Annotated in this window: 11 protein-coding genes; 7 read left to right on the top strand and 4 right to left on the bottom strand. The window is 65.0% G+C overall.

Annotation, left to right across the window (positions count from 1 at the left end; translation table 11 throughout):
* The first annotated feature begins 1 nt into the window (after position 1).
* Genes leuD through L1080_RS25280 form a run of 4 tightly spaced genes read left to right on the top strand, consistent with a single transcriptional unit; the run spans position 2 to position 6,123 of the window.
* Complete coding sequence (gene leuD, locus L1080_RS25295) at positions 2 to 619, top strand: 3-isopropylmalate dehydratase small subunit (protein WP_159918582.1); 618 nt, start codon at positions 2 to 4, stop codon at positions 617 to 619.
* The gene (locus tag L1080_RS25290) at positions 612 to 1,388 is read left to right on the top strand and encodes an RraA family protein (protein WP_250775077.1); all 777 of its coding nucleotides are present in this window, start codon (positions 612 to 614) and stop codon (positions 1,386 to 1,388) included. The genes leuD and L1080_RS25290 overlap by 8 nt, the downstream gene beginning before the upstream one ends.
* A 35-nt stretch (positions 1,389 to 1,423) precedes the next feature.
* Positions 1,424 to 4,933, top strand: coding sequence for an indolepyruvate ferredoxin oxidoreductase family protein (locus tag L1080_RS25285; RefSeq protein WP_284708623.1), 3,510 nt, complete (start codon positions 1,424 to 1,426; stop codon positions 4,931 to 4,933).
* Between the two features lie 44 nt (positions 4,934 to 4,977).
* Entirely contained in the window at positions 4,978 to 6,123 is a 1,146-nt protein-coding gene (locus L1080_RS25280) for an acyl-CoA dehydrogenase family protein (protein WP_250775075.1), read from the top strand.
* 19 nt (positions 6,124 to 6,142) lie between these two features.
* Here the strand turns inward: L1080_RS25280 and L1080_RS25275 are convergent, their stop codons facing one another.
* Positions 6,143 to 7,186, bottom strand: a complete 1,044-nt coding sequence (locus L1080_RS25275; RefSeq protein WP_250775073.1) for a GlxA family transcriptional regulator — start codon at positions 7,184 to 7,186, stop codon at positions 6,143 to 6,145.
* 90 nt (positions 7,187 to 7,276) lie between these two features.
* Between L1080_RS25275 and L1080_RS25270 the strand changes: the two genes are divergently transcribed.
* The gene (locus L1080_RS25270; protein ID WP_250775071.1) at positions 7,277 to 7,915 is read left to right on the top strand and encodes an isochorismatase family protein; all 639 of its coding nucleotides are present in this window, start codon (positions 7,277 to 7,279) and stop codon (positions 7,913 to 7,915) included.
* Positions 7,916 to 7,959: 44 nt separating this feature from the next.
* On the opposite strand, the gene L1080_RS25265 is transcribed toward L1080_RS25270, so the two are convergent.
* Positions 7,960 to 8,493, bottom strand: coding sequence for a helicase associated domain-containing protein (locus tag L1080_RS25265; protein ID WP_159918588.1), 534 nt, complete (start codon positions 8,491 to 8,493; stop codon positions 7,960 to 7,962).
* A 315-nt stretch (positions 8,494 to 8,808) separates the two neighbouring features.
* Complete coding sequence (locus tag L1080_RS25260) at positions 8,809 to 10,608, bottom strand: alkyl/aryl-sulfatase (RefSeq protein WP_250775069.1); 1,800 nt, start codon at positions 10,606 to 10,608, stop codon at positions 8,809 to 8,811.
* A 638-nt stretch (positions 10,609 to 11,246) separates the two neighbouring features.
* Between L1080_RS25260 and L1080_RS25255 the strand changes: the two genes are divergently transcribed.
* Together L1080_RS25255 and mddA are read left to right on the top strand one after the other, a co-directional pair.
* Entirely contained in the window at positions 11,247 to 14,558 is a 3,312-nt protein-coding gene (locus L1080_RS25255) for a protein kinase domain-containing protein (RefSeq protein ID WP_250775067.1), read from the top strand.
* An 84-nt stretch (positions 14,559 to 14,642) separates the two neighbouring features.
* Positions 14,643 to 15,425 (top strand): methanethiol S-methyltransferase, encoded by a 783-nt coding sequence (mddA, locus tag L1080_RS25250; RefSeq protein WP_250775065.1) that lies wholly within the window; start codon positions 14,643 to 14,645, stop codon positions 15,423 to 15,425.
* 37 nt (positions 15,426 to 15,462) lie between these two features.
* Here mddA and L1080_RS25245 read toward each other — a convergent pair whose 3' ends face one another.
* Positions 15,463 to 16,269 carry an ABC transporter ATP-binding protein gene (locus L1080_RS25245; RefSeq protein WP_250775063.1) on the bottom strand — a complete coding sequence of 269 codons (807 nt, stop codon included), beginning with the start codon at positions 16,267 to 16,269 and terminating at the stop codon, positions 15,463 to 15,465.
* Between the last annotated feature and the right edge of the window lie 92 nt (positions 16,270 to 16,361).

The raw sequence follows: 16,361 nt of genomic DNA, 5'->3' as shown, positions 1-16,361 counted from the left end.
GATGGACGCTTTCACCGAACACACCGGAATCGCAGCGCCCCTGCGTGTTTCCGATGTCGACACCGACCAGATCATCCCAGCACGATTTTGTGTCGGAGTGACCAAGGAAGGCTATGCGGACGCCCTGCTGCACGACTGGCGTCTCGACCCTGACTTCGTGCTCAATCAACCCGACTACCGAAACGCGACCATCCTGGTCGCCGGTCAGAACTTCGGTGTCGGATCGTCGCGCGAGATGGCGGTCTGGGCCCTGCAGAATTACGGTTTCCGGGTCGTGCTCGCCCCCCGCTTCGGCGACATCTTCCGCGGCAACTCCCTGAAGAACGGTCTGCTCACGATCGTTCTCGACCAGCGAGTGATCGACGAACTCTGGGACACGATCGAAGCCCGGCCCGAGTTGCCCCTCACCGTCGATCTCGTCCGACGGGAAGTGCGGATCAGCGGCGCGATCTACCAGTTCGAGTTGGACGACAACGCCCGCTGGCGGCTGCTCCACGGTTACGACGACATCAGCCTGACCCTGCGCGACGTCGAGGACATCGACGCCTACGAAACCACCCGCCGCGCCACCCTGCCCACCACATCCCGTCGCATCACCGCGGAGACCAGCCATGCCTGAGGCCGACCTGACCGACACCCGCGCACGGATGACGGGCACTGTCCCGTCGTCGAAGATCCTCACCACCGAAATCCCGCGATACGCCGAAGACTATGCGTCCCGGTTGCTGTCGATCCCGGACACGGCGTCCGCGGTCGCCGACGCCCTGGACGAACTCGGCGTCGGTGCGGTGATCGATTCGACCGACCTGAACCCGGTGACGAACGATGCTCGCATGTGTGGCCCCGCGGTGACCCTCCGATATGTCCCACTCGGTGGGGATGTGACCGGGAACCGCGTGGCCGGGCGCGGCATTACTTTCGGCGACCGGGACCTCTACGGTCTGGGCCGATCGGGTGACGTCGCCGTCATGGATTGTTCAGGGTCACGATCCGGTGCCGTGATGGGCGCACTGTCCGCTCGGTGGGCTGTGAAGGCGGAGATGGGCGGATGCGTCGTCGACGGCGCGATCCGCGACACCGCGTCCATCATCGCGAGCGGGCTGCCGGTCTGGAGTACCGCACGACGGCCCGCCGCCGCGCGCTACCGCTACGAGACGGTGCAGATGAACGGGCCGGTCTCGTTGTGCGGTCACCTGGTGAACCCCGGCGACTACCTCGTCGCCGACATCGACGGGGTGTGCGTGATCCCGTTCTTCGACGTCCCGCGGGTCGTCGACTACTGCGAGAACGCCCACCGAACCGAGGTCGCGTTCATCGAACGAATAGACGCAGCATCGACTTTGGAAGAACTCGTCGCCGGCCTCACTCCGGGCACCGCCCCCGTCTGACTCGCGCCGACCACATCACTCGAAGGAACACCGCCTTGTCCTCCACCGTGCACACCCGTCCGTCCACGTTCTCGCTCGACGACCGCTACGTCCTCGAAGAGGGATCGATCTATCTGACCGGCATTCAGGCGTTGGTCCGCGTGCTGCGGGACAGGGCAATCCTCGACCGCCGGCGCGGCCTGCGAACCTCGTCGTTCGTCTCCGGTTACGAAGGCTCACCCCTGGCCGGATACGACCTCGAGATCGCCCGCAAACGCAGGATCCTCGCCGAATACGACCTCGTGCACCGGCCGGGCGTCAACGAAGAACTCGCCGCCACCTCCGTACTCGGCAGCCAGATGGCCCCGCAGATCGGGCATCTGCGCTCAGACGGTGTGACCGGGTACTGGTACGGCAAATCGCCCGGACTCGACCGAGCCTCCGACGCCATCCGCCACGCCAATCTGGTGGGTACCGACCCGCGCGGCGGCGCGGTCGCGCTCGTCGGCGACGACCCGGGCGGCAAATCGTCGAGCCTGGCGTGCGCATCCGAGGTGGCCATGGCGGATCTGCTCATCCCCACCCTTTACCCGGCCGATTCGCAGGAGGTGCTCGACTACGGGCTGCATGCCCCGTTCCTGTCCCGGTTCACCGGACTGTGGTCGGGGCTGAAGATTGTCACCGCGGTCGCCGACGGCGCGGGTTCCGCGGTGGTGCACCCGGATCGGATCGACCCCAGCTTCGGCGACCTCGGACCGAGCACCTACACCCCGAACGCCAACCTCGTCGGACCCAACCTGCTCACCCTCGAACGCAGCCAGATGATGGACCGGCTGCCCCGCGCCCTCGACTACGCGCGCATCAACAGACTGAACGAGATCGTGCAGTCCGGAGCCGATGATCGCATCGGGATCGTCACCTCCGGCAAGACGTATCTCGATCTACGCGAAGCACTCTCGACGTTCGGGCTCGGACCGGCCGAACTGCGCCGGTACGGAATCCGGATCCTCAAGCTCGGCATGATCTACCCCGTCGACCCGGAAATCGTGCACCAGTTCGCCGCAGGGCTCGGCGAGATCATCGTCGTCGAGGAGAAACGCGCCTTCCTCGAGACCGCGATCCGCGACATCCTCTACCGACGTGCCAACGCCCCCATGGTGATCGGCAAGACCGACCCGAACGGCAGATCCCTGGTCAACGTCTTCGGGGAACTCGACGCCGACCTGATCGCCAATGCACTGAGTCGCCGACTCGGTGACGAGTACGGCATCGAACCGGTCCAACAGTGGAAACAACGCCCCAAGTCCTCGAAAATCGCGCTGCCGCTCCTGAACCGCACTCCCTACTTCTGCTCCGGATGCCCGCACAACTCCTCGACCAAGGTGGCCCCCGACTCGCTGATCGGCGGCGGCATCGGCTGCCACGCGATGGTGATGATGATGGACGACAAGCAGGTCGGCGACGTGATCGGGCTGACCCAGATGGGCGGCGAGGGCGCCCAGTGGATCGGTATGGCCCCGTTCCTCGAGGAAAACCACCTGATCCAGAACATCGGGGACGGCACGTTCATGCACTCGGGCAGCCTCGCGTTGCGTGCCGCCGTCGCCTCCGGCGAGAACGTCACCTATAAACTGCTCTACAACGCCACCGTCGCCATGACCGGCGGCCAGGACCCGGTCGGCGCCATGCCGCTGGACCAGATCACCCGCCTACTCCTCGCCGAGGGGGTCGAGAAGGTGGTGGTCACCACCGAAGACCGCAAACGCATCAGATCACTGAAACTGCCCAAGGGCGTCGAGATACGCGACCGGGACGACCTCGTCGACGTGCAGACCGAACTGGCGACGATCCCCGGGGTCACCGTCCTGGTGCACGACCAGGAATGCGCCGCCGAGAAGCGCCGCAAACGCAAGCGCGGCACCCTGCCCACCCCCACCACCCGGGTGATGATCAACGAACGCATCTGCGAAGGCTGCGGTGACTGCGGGGAGAAATCGAACTGCCTGTCGGTGCATCCCACCGACACCGAGTTCGGCCGCAAGACCACGATCCACCAATCCTCCTGCAACCTCGACTACTCCTGCCTCAAAGGCGACTGCCCCTCCTTCGTGACCATCACCCCCGGCCCCAAGGAACAGCGCACGCCCGTCCCGGCCATCGCGGCGGATCTGATCTCCGATCCCGACGTGCCGGCGATCGACGGCCAGTTCGGGATGCGGATCATGGGTGTCGGCGGCACCGGTGTCATCACCGTCGCGCAGATCCTGGCGACCGCCGCCGTGATCGACGGCAAGTTCGTCCGCAGCCTCGACCAGACCGGTCTGGCGCAGAAGGGCGGCGCCGTGGTGTCGGATCTGAAGATCAGCGCCGAACCCCGCGAGGGCGCCTCGAAGATCGGCCAGGGCCGCTGCGGTCTCTACCTCGGCTGCGACTCCCTCGTCGCCACCGATCCCAACAATCTGAAGGTCGCGAACAGCTCCGGCACCGTCGCCGTCGTCTCCACCACCGAAATCCCCACCGGACAGATGATCGTCGACACCGCAGTGCATTTCCCGGAACTGAGCACGATCCGCACCGCCATCGACGAGGCCACCGCGCGTGCGATCTACCTCGACCCCGCCCTGCTCGCACGTGAGCTGTTCGACGACGAGCAGTACACCAACATGCTTCTCATCGGCGCCGCATTCCAGACCGGTGTCCTCCCCATCACCGCGGCCGCGATCGAGCAGGCAATCACTCTCAACGGTGTCTCGATCGAGGCGAACCTGCAGGCGTTCCGCCGCGGCCGCCAGGCCATCGCCGACCCCGAGGCTCTCACCGCCGCCATCGACGGCAATCGGCGGGCAGTGTTCGAACCCGCAGCTCCGTCCCCTCGCGCTGTGGCTCTCGCCGGCACGGTCCGGGCGTCGGTCGATTCCGAACTCGCGCGCATCGTCGGACTGCGCACCGCCGAACTCATCGACTACCAGGACGCCGACTACGCTCGCGACTACGCCCAGTTCGTGGAATCGGTACGCCGGCGCGAAGCCGCGTCGGTCGGCGGGTCGACCGCACTGACCGAGGCGGTCGCGAAGAACCTGTTCAAGCTCATGGCGTACAAGGACGAATACGAAGTCGCACGCCTCGCCCTGGATCCGGCCTTCGACGCCGCGATCAACGACACGTTCGGCAAGGGTGCGAAACGGTCCGTACGGCTGCACCCTCCGATGCTGCGAGCGATGGGCATGAAGAACAAGCTCTCACTCGGTTCCTGGATCAACCCCGGCTTCCGGACACTGCACCGCATGCGCAAGATCCGCGGCACCAGACTCGATGTCTTCGGCTACCACCACATCCGGAAGATGGAACGGGAGCTGATCGCCGAATACCGTGACACCATCGAGCAACTCCTGCGCCTGCTCACCCCGCGCACCCTCGCTGCTGCGGTACAGATCGCCGAACTGCCCGATCTCATCCGCGGATACGAACAGATCAAGGTCGCCAATGTGCAGACGTACCACCAGGAACTGGACAAGCTCGTGAAGGCGTATTCGGAGACAACCCCGGTCGCCAAGCAGGCCGTGTGACATCGACATCGGCCGACGCAGACACAGACCGAAAAGGAACAAGGATGAGAAAGTACGTCCCGTCCTGGCACGACGACGAAGTTCGGGCACTGTCCGACCTCGCTGCCGGATTCTTCGAACGCGAAGTGGTCGCCCACAACGAGAAGTGGGACGCCCAGCACCGCATCGACCGCGACGTGTGGATCGAGGCAGGAAAGCTCGGATTGCTCTGCTGCTCCGTCCCGGAGGAGTACGGCGGCGGGGGCGGCACCTTCGCGCACGATCTCGCCGTCTTCGACGCCCAGGGTTACGCCGGCGACCTCTCGTTCGGTATCTCCGTCCACTCCGGGATCGTCGCCCACTACATCCTCGAATACGGCACAGCCGAACAGAAACATGCTTGGTTGCCGGGCATGGCCACCGGCGAGATCCTCGGCGCCATCGGCATGACCGAGCCCGGGGCAGGTTCTGATCTGAAGGCGATGAAGACCACCGCTGTCCGGGACGGCGAGGAGTATGTGGTCAACGGATCGAAGACGTTCATCACCAACGGCGCGTCGGCCGATGTCATCGTGCTGGCGGTCAAGACGGACCCGAGGGCCGGCGCAAAAGGGGTGTCGCTGCTGATCGTGGACCTGCGGGACTGCCCCGGCTTCGAGGTGGGGCGAGTGCTCGACAAGGTCGGTCAGCGCGGCGCCGACACCGCCGAGCTCTCATTCACCGACGTACGGGTCCCGGTATCGAACCTGCTCGGCCAGGAGGGGCAGGGATTCGGGCAGCTGATGGCGCAGCTGGTGCAGGAGCGATTGATCATCGGAGCCCAGGCATCCGGTGCGATGCGTCGGGCAGTGGAGGACACCGTCGACTACACCAAATCGCGACAAGCATTCGGGCACAGCCTTTTCGACTTCCAGAACACAGCGTTCGAACTCGCCGAGTGTCAGACCATCACCCGCACCTGCGAGGTATTCCTCGACCACTGCATCACCGAACACCTCGCCGGGCAGCTGGACCCCGAGGAGGCGGCGATGGTCAAGTACTGGCTCACCGAACAGCAGTGCGCTGTCATCGACCGCTGCGTCCAGCTGCACGGCGGCTACGGATACATGCGCGAATACCTGATCGCCCGGATGTATGAGGACGCCCGCGTCCAGAAGATTTACGCCGGTGCCAACGAGGTCATGAAAGCACTGATCGCGCGCGCACTCTGATCGTCCCCGGGAAGGCGTGTCAACGAATCACATCTGTTCCCTTCGGTGTCGTGTCGGCCATGTTGCCGCCGCGCTGGTCCGCGAATTGCCGCCGGTACGCGGAAGGGGAAATCGCGAATGCTGCGGCAAATCTCTGCCGAAGGGTCACGCTGCTCCCGAAGCCGCATTTCGCGGCTATGGAGTCGATTCCCCAGTCGGTTGTTTCGAGTAATGCCCGAGCTTCTTGCAGGCGGTGTTCGAGTATCCAGCGTGCTGGGGTCGTTCCGGTGGATTGCTGAAAGTGACGTACGAAGCCGCGTCTACTCATCCGCGCCTGGTCGGCGAGCCGGTCCACGGTGAGCGGCTCGTCGAGATGGCTGAGTGCCCATTCCTGCACTTCGGCCATGGTCGTGTCGGATACCGGCTGAGCCAGGGGGCGATCGATGTACTGTGCCTGCCCTCCTTCCCGGTGAGGGGCGACGACCAGGCTACGGGCAATCCGGGTAGCGACGGCAGACCCGAGGTGTTTGCGAACCAGGTGTAGGCAGGCGTCGATTGCCGAGGCCGTCCCCGCCGAGGTAAGGACGTCACCGTGATCGATGTAGAGCACCGAGGAGTCGACCTTGCTGCCGATGCTGCGTTCAGCGAGTAGCGGCATCACCTCCCAATGCGTGACCGCGGAACGTCCCCCGAGGAGGCCGGTGTCGGCGAGAGCGAATGCACCCAGGCACAGGCCGACAATGGCAGCGCCGCGGGCATGCGCGGTCGTGATCGCAGTCTTCAATTCGTCGTTGACCGGTGTGAGGGACTGAGGCCAGGAGGGAATGACGACGATGTCGGCCCACTCGACGGTGTCCGGCCCTGCCACCTCGCCGATCGGGTATCCCTCGATGGTGCGAACGGTTCCTGCACGATCCGACCACAATCGCGTCTGCCAGTTGGGTGCGAGCCCGAGGCGGCCCACCTCGCCGAACACCATCAGCGGCGCCGCCAGGTGAAACATCGTGATGTCGTCGAACGCATAGACAGCGATACGCATGATGCCTCCGAGGTTGGCCTGATTCCATCGAAAGTATGCATCCATGCCACTCGTAGAGGAAACCGATGTGCCGAACACTGAGACGGGTCGCGTCCACACCATGGCGGCGCGACGCCATCAACGAAGGAGCAACTGATGACTGCACCCCGCCGTGCCCTTGTCGTCGTCGATGTCCAGCAGGAGTACTTCGAGGGACCACTCGAGATCCGGTACCCACCGCGTGCGGAGTCACTCGCCAACATTGTGAACGCTGTGGAGACTGCCACCGCACGTGACATTCCGGTTCTCGTTGTCCAGCATCACATGCCGCAGGGCGCCCCCGTTTTCGTCGAGGGCACGAAGGGGTGGTCGCTTCATCCGGAGATCGAACGGCGCATCGAGCCGGCTACCAAGCGGGTGCACAAGCAGTACGGGAGCGTGTTCGCCGGTACGGATATGGCGCAATGGCTACACGCGCACAATGTCGACACCATCACGATCGTCGGATACATGACCAACAATTGCGACCTCGCCACAGCGGTGGAGGCCGAAGGGCTCGGGTTCGCCACCGAGATCCTGTCCGACGCCACGGGTGCCATCAATCTGGCCAACGAGGCCGGCGCGATCTCCGCCGAGTCCCTGCACACGGCTCTGATGGTGTTGCTGCAGTCGAATTTCGCTGCCGTGTCGACCACTGCGCAGTGGATCGAAGCGCTGACGTCGGACTCGGCGCTGCCCAAGAGCAACCTGGTGCAATCGGCCATCGACGGACGCTCGGCGGTCGCCCTCGCCTGACGAGAGTGGCAGGCGAACGTGTGTGCGGCCAGCCGGATTGGTGCTCAGATCCGCGCTGGTGGCCGCCGACCGGGGTGACGGACTGCCGATCCGGTGCGTTGGGCCGACGTGCGCGGTCCCCGCGGGCGCGGACTGGGGGAGACCCCGAGAACGGCGAGCGGGCCACGCTCGTCGTCCGGGAGTGCGTCGGCCCGCCACTTCTTCACCGCCCGATAGAGCCACTGACCGACCTGCTCCCCGTCCGCCGTGACGTAGTTCGCGGGAACCAGTGCGTTTCCGTGCTCTTCGCGGTACGCGGCGATTTCGGTGAGCATTCGCCGCCGCTTGCCGTCGATCCGGGACACGGTCGGCAGTGGGGTGTCGTCGTCGCTCCACACGAACCCGATCGCATCGAGTTCCGCGATACGGTGCGGTGGCAGGGTGCCGAGCATGCGCGCCACCCTCTGGCGGTGTTGCCAACGACCGAGGTGGAACCCGCTTTCGGTGACGTAGTCAGCCGGGATCGCGGTGTGAGGGTGTTGGCGGCGGAAGTCGGCGTAGAGCTGCACAGGGGAGGAGGCGGGCTGGTTCGCTGGCATCGGAATCGCACCCTTCCGGAGGCTCTCACACGTAATGGGGATTGTCATCACGTCAAGTATGTCCACCAGTTGGACGATGTAGCAAGACAGTTGGCCCCCTGTGTTCGCTGTGTCGGTGAGTATCGGTGTCGGGTCGGGTCGGCACTACGACCGAACGCAAGCCTTCCGAACCGGGCGCGTGGGCGACCGACCGATCCACACCGTCATCTGGCGAGCAAGCGCCACAGGGGAATTAGGTGGTCGAACTGTTTGCCAGCGCCCGGCGAGGAATTTCGCCGGGCGCTTCAGGCAATCGATCGGTGGTACTCGACGTGATCACGGGGTGACGATGGTAAAGGCCGGGTCGGGGGCGTCGGTCAGTTCGACGATCCTGGTGATGGCTGTCGCGTCGCCGTCCATCGTGATGGTGTCGGTTCCGGATCCGGCCAGCAGGCCGAGCAACTGTGGCTTCGTCAGCTTCACCACGAGGTCGGCAGGATCGGACCGCTTTGTCGGGTAGTGGATCAACACGCCGTTCGACAACTCCATGCGGTAGGTCTCGTCCACATCGGTGAAGTGCCAGCGGATCGCCGCCGTCACATCCCAGGCCCGCGGACCGTCGATGCGGATCGCGATGCTGTCGAAAATCTGCGTGATGGTGAGCGCGGTGGCCATGCCTGCCGCACTGACCTCGGCCGGATGCGGCGGCCCATCGACCTCGCTTGCGCCGACGAGGAAGTTGTTCCGCCACGTCGCACACTCGGAGCCGTAGCCGAGTCGGGTCAGCACGTCGGTGAGCACTTCTTTGGCGCCGGCGTGATTCGGCTCGGCGAACACCGCATGGCTCGCGAGTTCGGCGGCGAAACGCAGATCGCCTTCGTCAGCGAACTCGCTGGCCTTCGCGACGGCGGCATCGATTCCACCGATCGCACGGACGTAGCGGGCGCCTGCCGCCTCCGGGGGGTGCTGCCACAGGTGCGCCGGGTTGCCGTCGTACCAACCGAGGTAGCGCTGATAGATCGCCTTCACATTGTGGCTGACCGAGCCGTAGTAGCCGTGGGTGTGCCACGCCGCGTCCAGAGCGGGCGGCATTGGAAAGTCTTCAGCGATTTCGGTGCCCACCTGCCCCTGGTTGAGACGGCGCAGCGTTTGATCGTGAAGGTAGGCGTAGAGGTCGCGCTGTTCGGTGAGGTACCCGATCAGGTCATCGGTACCCCAGGTCGGCCAGTGGTGCGAGGCGAAGGCGACGTCCGAGTCGTAGGCGAACATCTCGATCGCCTCCGTGAGGTACCGCGACCAGTTGCGTGCGTCGCGCACCTCCGCGCCCCGCAACGTCAGCAGATTGTGCAGATTGTGGGTCGCGTTCTCCGCCAAGCAGAGCGCGCGATGGTCGGGGAAGAAGAAGTTCATCTCCGACGGGGCCTCGGTTCCCGGCGTCACCTGGAACACCATGCGGACGCCGTCGAGCGTCTCCTCCTGCCCCGTGTGGGTGATATCGAGCGTGGGTGCGAGCAGTCCCACGGTTCCGTTCGATGTGCTGGGCCCAAGGCCCGCCCCCAGGGTGCCTGTTGCGCCGACGGGCAGCACGATCCCGGTGTGGAACATGCCGCGCCGCAGCATCGCACCGCCGGCGTAGACGTTCTCGGAGACCGCGTGCTCCAGGAAATGCTCGGGCGCGACGATCGGCACGGTGGTGTCGGCGTCGACGACACCGAGTACGCCACCGAAGTGGTCGATGTGAGAGTGGGTGTAGATGACAGCGGTCACCGGGCGGTCGCCACGATGCTCGCGATACAGCGCGAGCCCGGCCGCGGCGCACTCGGCGGAGACCAACGGGTCGATCACAACCACCCCGGTCTCGCCCTCGACGAGCGTCATGTTCGACAGGTCGTAGCCGCGGATTTGATAGATCCCCGCGGTGACCTCGAACAGTCCGTGGATCGCAGTCAACTGTGCTTGGCGCCAGAGGCTCGGGTTCACCGTGTCGGGACAGTCACCGGTGGTCGCCGCGGCAAAGCCCTCGGCGTCGTAAACCACCCGGCCGTCACCGGCGCGGACCTGCGCAGGTTCGAGCACGGCGACAAGACCACGGTTGGCATTGTCGAAATCGGTGCGATCGGCGAAATCGGCGGACATCGGCACTCCTCGCAAAATGGGTCGTGGTGGGTTTCGCACCCACGGCCCCCAGTCTCGTGATTCGGGGGCGCCCCTGGCATCACCCTTCCCAGGTGAAGTCGACCGAGACAGTAAGAGGTCTGGTCCGGTCGGTCACAGTGCCGTGTGCCCACCAGTCTTGGCTCTGGGCCGCCAGATCGGTTCCACCGGTGATGAGCGTGGTGTTCGAGCCCGCATCATTCGTCATCGCGTCTCATCACTCGAGCGTGATCGCATGTGAATGGAGGGTGTTCGGAATTGCTTTATCCGACAGGCGATTCGGCTGTTACCCGCGTAGTTGGGCGTCGACGTCTCGGCGGTGGAAGCATCGCAAGACGCCGGCGCCTACTACGACTGACAACGAGACCGCGGTTGCGCCCAGCTACAGCTGGCCGCTGCTTGACACTCGAGCCCCTCGGACCCGGACGTTTGCCGTCCGACTCGCGCCCTGTGCACTCGGCCCGTCGGCCGCCTTGGGGTAAGCGAGTGCGCCCGCGTCGATCGACCGGCGTGATGTTGCGGTGTCGGATTCGACCGCGGTGAGGCCGCCTGGCGATATCCTTAGGTGCTACTCGAGAGGTTCTCGGGCAGTTCGACGTGCACCGTGAAGAGATGTGTCGATGAATAACGTGGATCCTTTCGCGACCCAACGCGACGTGTCCGGTGCGGTCACGGCGGAACTCGCGGCGGCGGGGTTCGAGGATGCTGTCGAGATCGGTCGTGGCGGATTCGGGATCGTGTACCGGTGCACGCAGGCGTCGCTCGAGCGTTCGGTGGCTGTCAAGGTACTGACTGCCGATCTCGACGAGGAGAACCGGGAACGGTTCATGCGAGAGCAGCGTGCGGCGGGCCGGCTGACCGGTCATCCCAACATCGTCAACATTCTCCATGCCGACGTCACCGGCAACGGTCGCCCGTTCATTGTGATGCCCTACTGCGCCCGGGGCTCTGTCGATGCCCGAATCCGGCGCCACGGCCCGCTTCCGCTGGCCGATGTGCTCCGGCTCGGGGTGAAGATGGCCGGTGCCTTGGACGCCGCCCACAAGGTCGGCATCCTCCATCGCGACATCAAGCCCGCGAACATACTGCTCACCGATTACGGCGAGCCGGCATTGACGGATTTCGGCATCGCACACATCACCGGCGGGTTCGAGACGACCACCGGGGTCGTCACCGGGTCACCGGCGTTCATCGCCCCCGAAGTCGTAGCCGGACGCCCGCCGAGCACGTCCGCGGACGTGTACGGGCTCGGCGCCACCCTGTTCGCGGCGCTCACCGGCCATGCCGCGTTCGAACGCCGCAGCGGCGAGCAATTGATGGCACACTTCGTGCGGATCACATCCGAGCCGGTGCCGGACCCCCGCGAGCACGGCGTTCCCGAGGACGTCAGTGCAATCATCGAACAGACCATGGCCAGCGGTCCCGAGACGCGCCCGTCTGCCGCGGAGCTCAGAGAACAGCTGCGTGAAGCCCAGTTACGGCATGGATTCGCGGTCGACGAGATCGCTGTGCACACCACCGAGCCAGGGGCAGCGACCGACGCCCCTCCTGGAAAGGATGCTTGGCCTGCACCGTCGTGGTCGGCCGATTCGGGGCGAGGGGGTCAACTCCCGCTGGAGTTGACCAGCTTCGTCGACCGCCACACGGAGTTGACCGAGGCGAGGAACGCGTTGTCGAACGCGCGGCTGCTGACCCTGACCGGCACCGGTGGGGTCGGAAAGACCCGTCTTGCGCTTCGTATCGCCGGCAAGGTGCGCCGAGACTTCGCCGACGGCACCACCCTGGTGGAGCTCGGGGAGTTGCGTGACGAGTTGCTGTTGGCGGGTGTGGTGGCGAACGCGCTGGGATTACGTGACCAATCGGCGCGACCCATACCCGAGGTGCTCGTCGAGTTCCTCGCCGGGCGCGAACAGTTGTTGATACTGGACAATTGTGAGCAACTGGTGTCCGCGGTCGCCAAGCTCACCGAGACCCTGCTTCGAACGTGCCCACGGCTGCGGATTCTCGCCACCAGTCGCGAGCCACTCGGCATCAGCGGGGAAGCGGTGCTGCTTGTGCCACCGCTCGGCGTCCCGGATCCCGACGACCTACCGCGAGGGATGGCGGGCAACGACGCGGTCACCCTGTTCGCCGAACGCGGAGCCGCCGCGGCTCCGGGATTCGAGGTCACCGAGGAGAACAGGGTGACCATCGCTCGGATCTGCCAGCGATTGGACGGGCTCCCGTTACCGATCGAGCTCGCCGCCGCCCGGTTGCGGGTGATGACACCGGAACAGATTTTGCAACGCTTGACCGACCGGTACGTACTGTTGACCCAGGGCAGCAGGGACGCTCCGTCGAGACAACAAACGCTCCGGATGTGCATCGACTGGAGTTATGACCTGTGCACACCGGCGGAGCAGCGGCTGTGGGCGCAGCTGTCGGTCTTCGCCGGTAGCTTCGATCTCGATGCCGCCGAACAAGTGTGCGGCGCAGATCTGCCCGTGCAGGAGATCCTCGACACGGTGACCTACCTCGTCGACAAGTCGATCCTGATACGGGAGCCGGCCGGTGCCGAGATGCGGTTCCGCATGCTCGAGACCGTGCGCGATTACGGTCGAGAAAAGGCGCAGGAGAGCGGCGAGCATGCCGAACTGCGTCAGCGACACCGAGACTGGTGCGAGCGCCTGGTACTCGACATGGAATCGCAATGGATCAGCTCCCGCGAGCTCGCGTTGATCACCGTACTCGTGCGGGAGCACCCGAATATTCGGGACGCATTGGAATCCTGTGTCTCCGAGAGCCCAGCCTCCGGACTCCGGATCGTGGCCGCCTTGTACCCGTTCTGGCTTTCCCGGGGTTTGCTCAGCGAAGGCAGGCGATGGCTCGACCGACTCCTCGCCCGTCAACCGGCCCAGCCGACCGTCGATCACGCCAAAGCACTTTACGTCGGCAGTATGATGACTGGCGTCCAGGGCGACCTGCAGGCGGCGGCCGCCCTGGTGGAGGATGCACACGAACTCGAGGCTCGGACACGAGATCCGTTGGTACGCGCACACATCGACAGTGCACTTGGCTACGCTGCCCTGTTCGGTGGACAACCTCTCGACGCACGTGCTTATCTCGAGAAGGCTGTCCGAATCTACGCCGGCCGTAACGATGTCGTCGAGGTTGTAGCGCTCGTCGGTCTCGGCTTGGCCGACGAGTTCCTCGGCGACACCGAACACGCCATCGAATGCTATGAGCGCGTTCTGGTGATCACCGATGCACGGGGTGAATCGGTGTTTCGGTCGTATTGCTTGTGGGGGCTGGCGGTCGCGGTATGGCGACGCGGGGAGCGGGAACGAGCGGTCCGACTACTCGAACAGGCACTGCTGGCCGACCTCGAGGTGAACGACCGGCTCAACGCCAGCTTCAGCCTGCAGGCGATGGCATGGATCGCCGCCGAGGACCAGAACGCGCGACGTGCGGTCGTGCTGCTGGCAGCCTCGGAAAAGCTCAGCCGGTCCGTGGGAAGTCCGATCGTCGTCTTGCCCAATATGAGCGAGTACCAGGAAGCGTGCGAACGCGCGACTCGACATGCTCTGAGCAAGGAGACCTTCGCCGCCGCTCATCGGGACGGGGCGAGTCTGAGTTTCGGTGACGCAATCGCCTACGCCTTAGGTGAGCAGCTGCCGGCTGAACCTCCACCTTCCGCTCTTGCCGCACACCTGACGAAGCGCGAGCGGGAGGTCGCCGACCTGATCGCCGAGGGACTGACGAATAAAGAGATCGCCACCCGGTTGGTGATCTCCCCTCGCACCGCTCAGGGGCACGTTGAACATATTCTGACCAAGTTGGGATTCACTTCACGCACACAGATCGCGGCATGGGTTGTCGAAACACGCACGGAAGATTCTCGAGCGCGCGATCCAAGAAACGGCTCTTCTTCAGACGTCACAGGGGTGCAGTGAGTTTCACCCCAGGGTTCCTTGTTGCGCTCCTCGCTCGAGCGGAGACTTCGGTGCGTCGGAAAATCCAGCGATCGGAGAAACACTATGGCCGAGATGGTCGAAAAGCCGCGGGCGCCGCACACGCGGGGAGTCGCCCGCACCCTGATCACCGCGTACGGAATGGTGGTCTATGCCATTTTCCTAATCGTGTTCGTGTATGCGATCGGATGGGTCGAGGGGCTCGTCGTGCCTCACACGATCGACGATGGTCCTGACGCTCCCGTTGTGGTCGCCGTGGTCATCGACCTGGCGCTGTTGACAGTCTTCGCCATGCAACATTCGGTGATGGCCAGGCCCTGGTTCAAGCGACGCTGGACGAGGATCGTCCCCCAGCCGATGGAGCGCTCGACATACGTACTGTTCGCCACGGCGGCGCTGGCGCTGCTGATGTGGCAGTGGCGTCCGCTGCCCGAGCAGATCTGGAACGTCGAGACCACCTGGGTCCGAATCGCACTGTATGCGGTGTCGCTCGGCGGATGGGCTCTCGTGCTCGCGGCAACGTTCGCCATCGATCACTTCGATCTCTTCGGGCTGCGTCAGGTGCTGCGGAATCAGAGCGGTAAGTCGGCACTTCCCAGTCACTTTCGGACGCCAATGCTGTACCGGGTGATCAGGCACCCGCTGTATGCGGGTTTCGTCATCGCGTTCTGGGTGGCGCCGACGATGTCCTGGGGCCGACTGTTGTTCGCGGTCGGGACCACCGGGTTCATCCTGGTGGCGGTGCGCTTCGAGGAGCATGACCTGGTCGATACGTTCGGCGACGACTATCGCACCTACCGCACGCGGGTGCCGATGCTCGTCCCGCGGATCGGCTCCCGAGCGCGGTAGCGTCAGCGGCCGCCGGCGACGGCGATGTTCCGACCACTCAGCCGACGGATACGGGAACCCGTGTCTGCGCCACCCAGCGTCCGTGCTCGTTGGAGATGGTGATGGAGTGGTCGAAGCAGTCGCTGATGTTGGCGGTCGTGAGGACGTCCGATACCGGGCCCTGCGCGACAATGACACCTTCCCGCACGAGAACGGCATGTGTGGTCGTGGTGGGGATTTCTTCGAGGTGGTGCGTGACGAGAATGCTGGCGCGGTCGGGGTCCTGGGCGCGCAGATCGTCGAGCGAAGTCAGAAGTTGTTCGCGCGCCGCGAGATCGAGGCCCGTCGCCGGCTCGTCGAGCAGCAACAGTTCGGGTTCGGCCATGAGGGCGCGGGCGATCAGGGCACGGCCACGCTCACCCTGGGACAAGGTCGGCCACAGCAGATTCAACCGTGACCCCATCCCGAGGGCGTGGACGAGCTCCTCCGCGCGCACAACCTGCGCGTCGGTCGGTGCCCACCGCGGAGGAAACTCGGGGGTGTTGGTCAGGCCGGTGAGGACGACGTCCCGCACGGTCAGCGGCGCCCGAACCACGTGGCGCGGATTCACGTGACCGATGTGCGCTCGCAATTCCCGCATGTCGACCCGGCCCAGCTGGTGACCGAGAACGTGGACGGTGCCGGCCGTGGGGTGCGCGGTTGCTCCGAGCAGCGAGAGCAACGTGCTCTTGCCGGCACCGTTGGCGCCCAACAGTACCCAGTGTTCGCCGCGCCGGACCTGCAGAGTGACGTCGCGCAGGAGGAACCTACCGTCACGGACCAGGTCGACGGATTCGACCCTCACGACGGGAACGGAATTCTCCATTAGCTGTCACCTTTCCGCAGGATGGATCAAACATAGGCGCTCCGCGCCCGTGAGTGGTTAACGAGTCTATGCACTCGCGGACCACGCACGGG

Origin of the sequence: Rhodococcus sp. MSC1_016 (assembly GCF_023667485.2) — a bacterium.
In the GTDB taxonomy this organism is placed as follows: domain Bacteria; phylum Actinomycetota; class Actinomycetes; order Mycobacteriales; family Mycobacteriaceae; genus Rhodococcus_F; species Rhodococcus_F oxybenzonivorans.
Note: the sequence above shows the minus strand (reverse complement) of the source record. Positions and strands in the feature narration are given on the sequence as shown.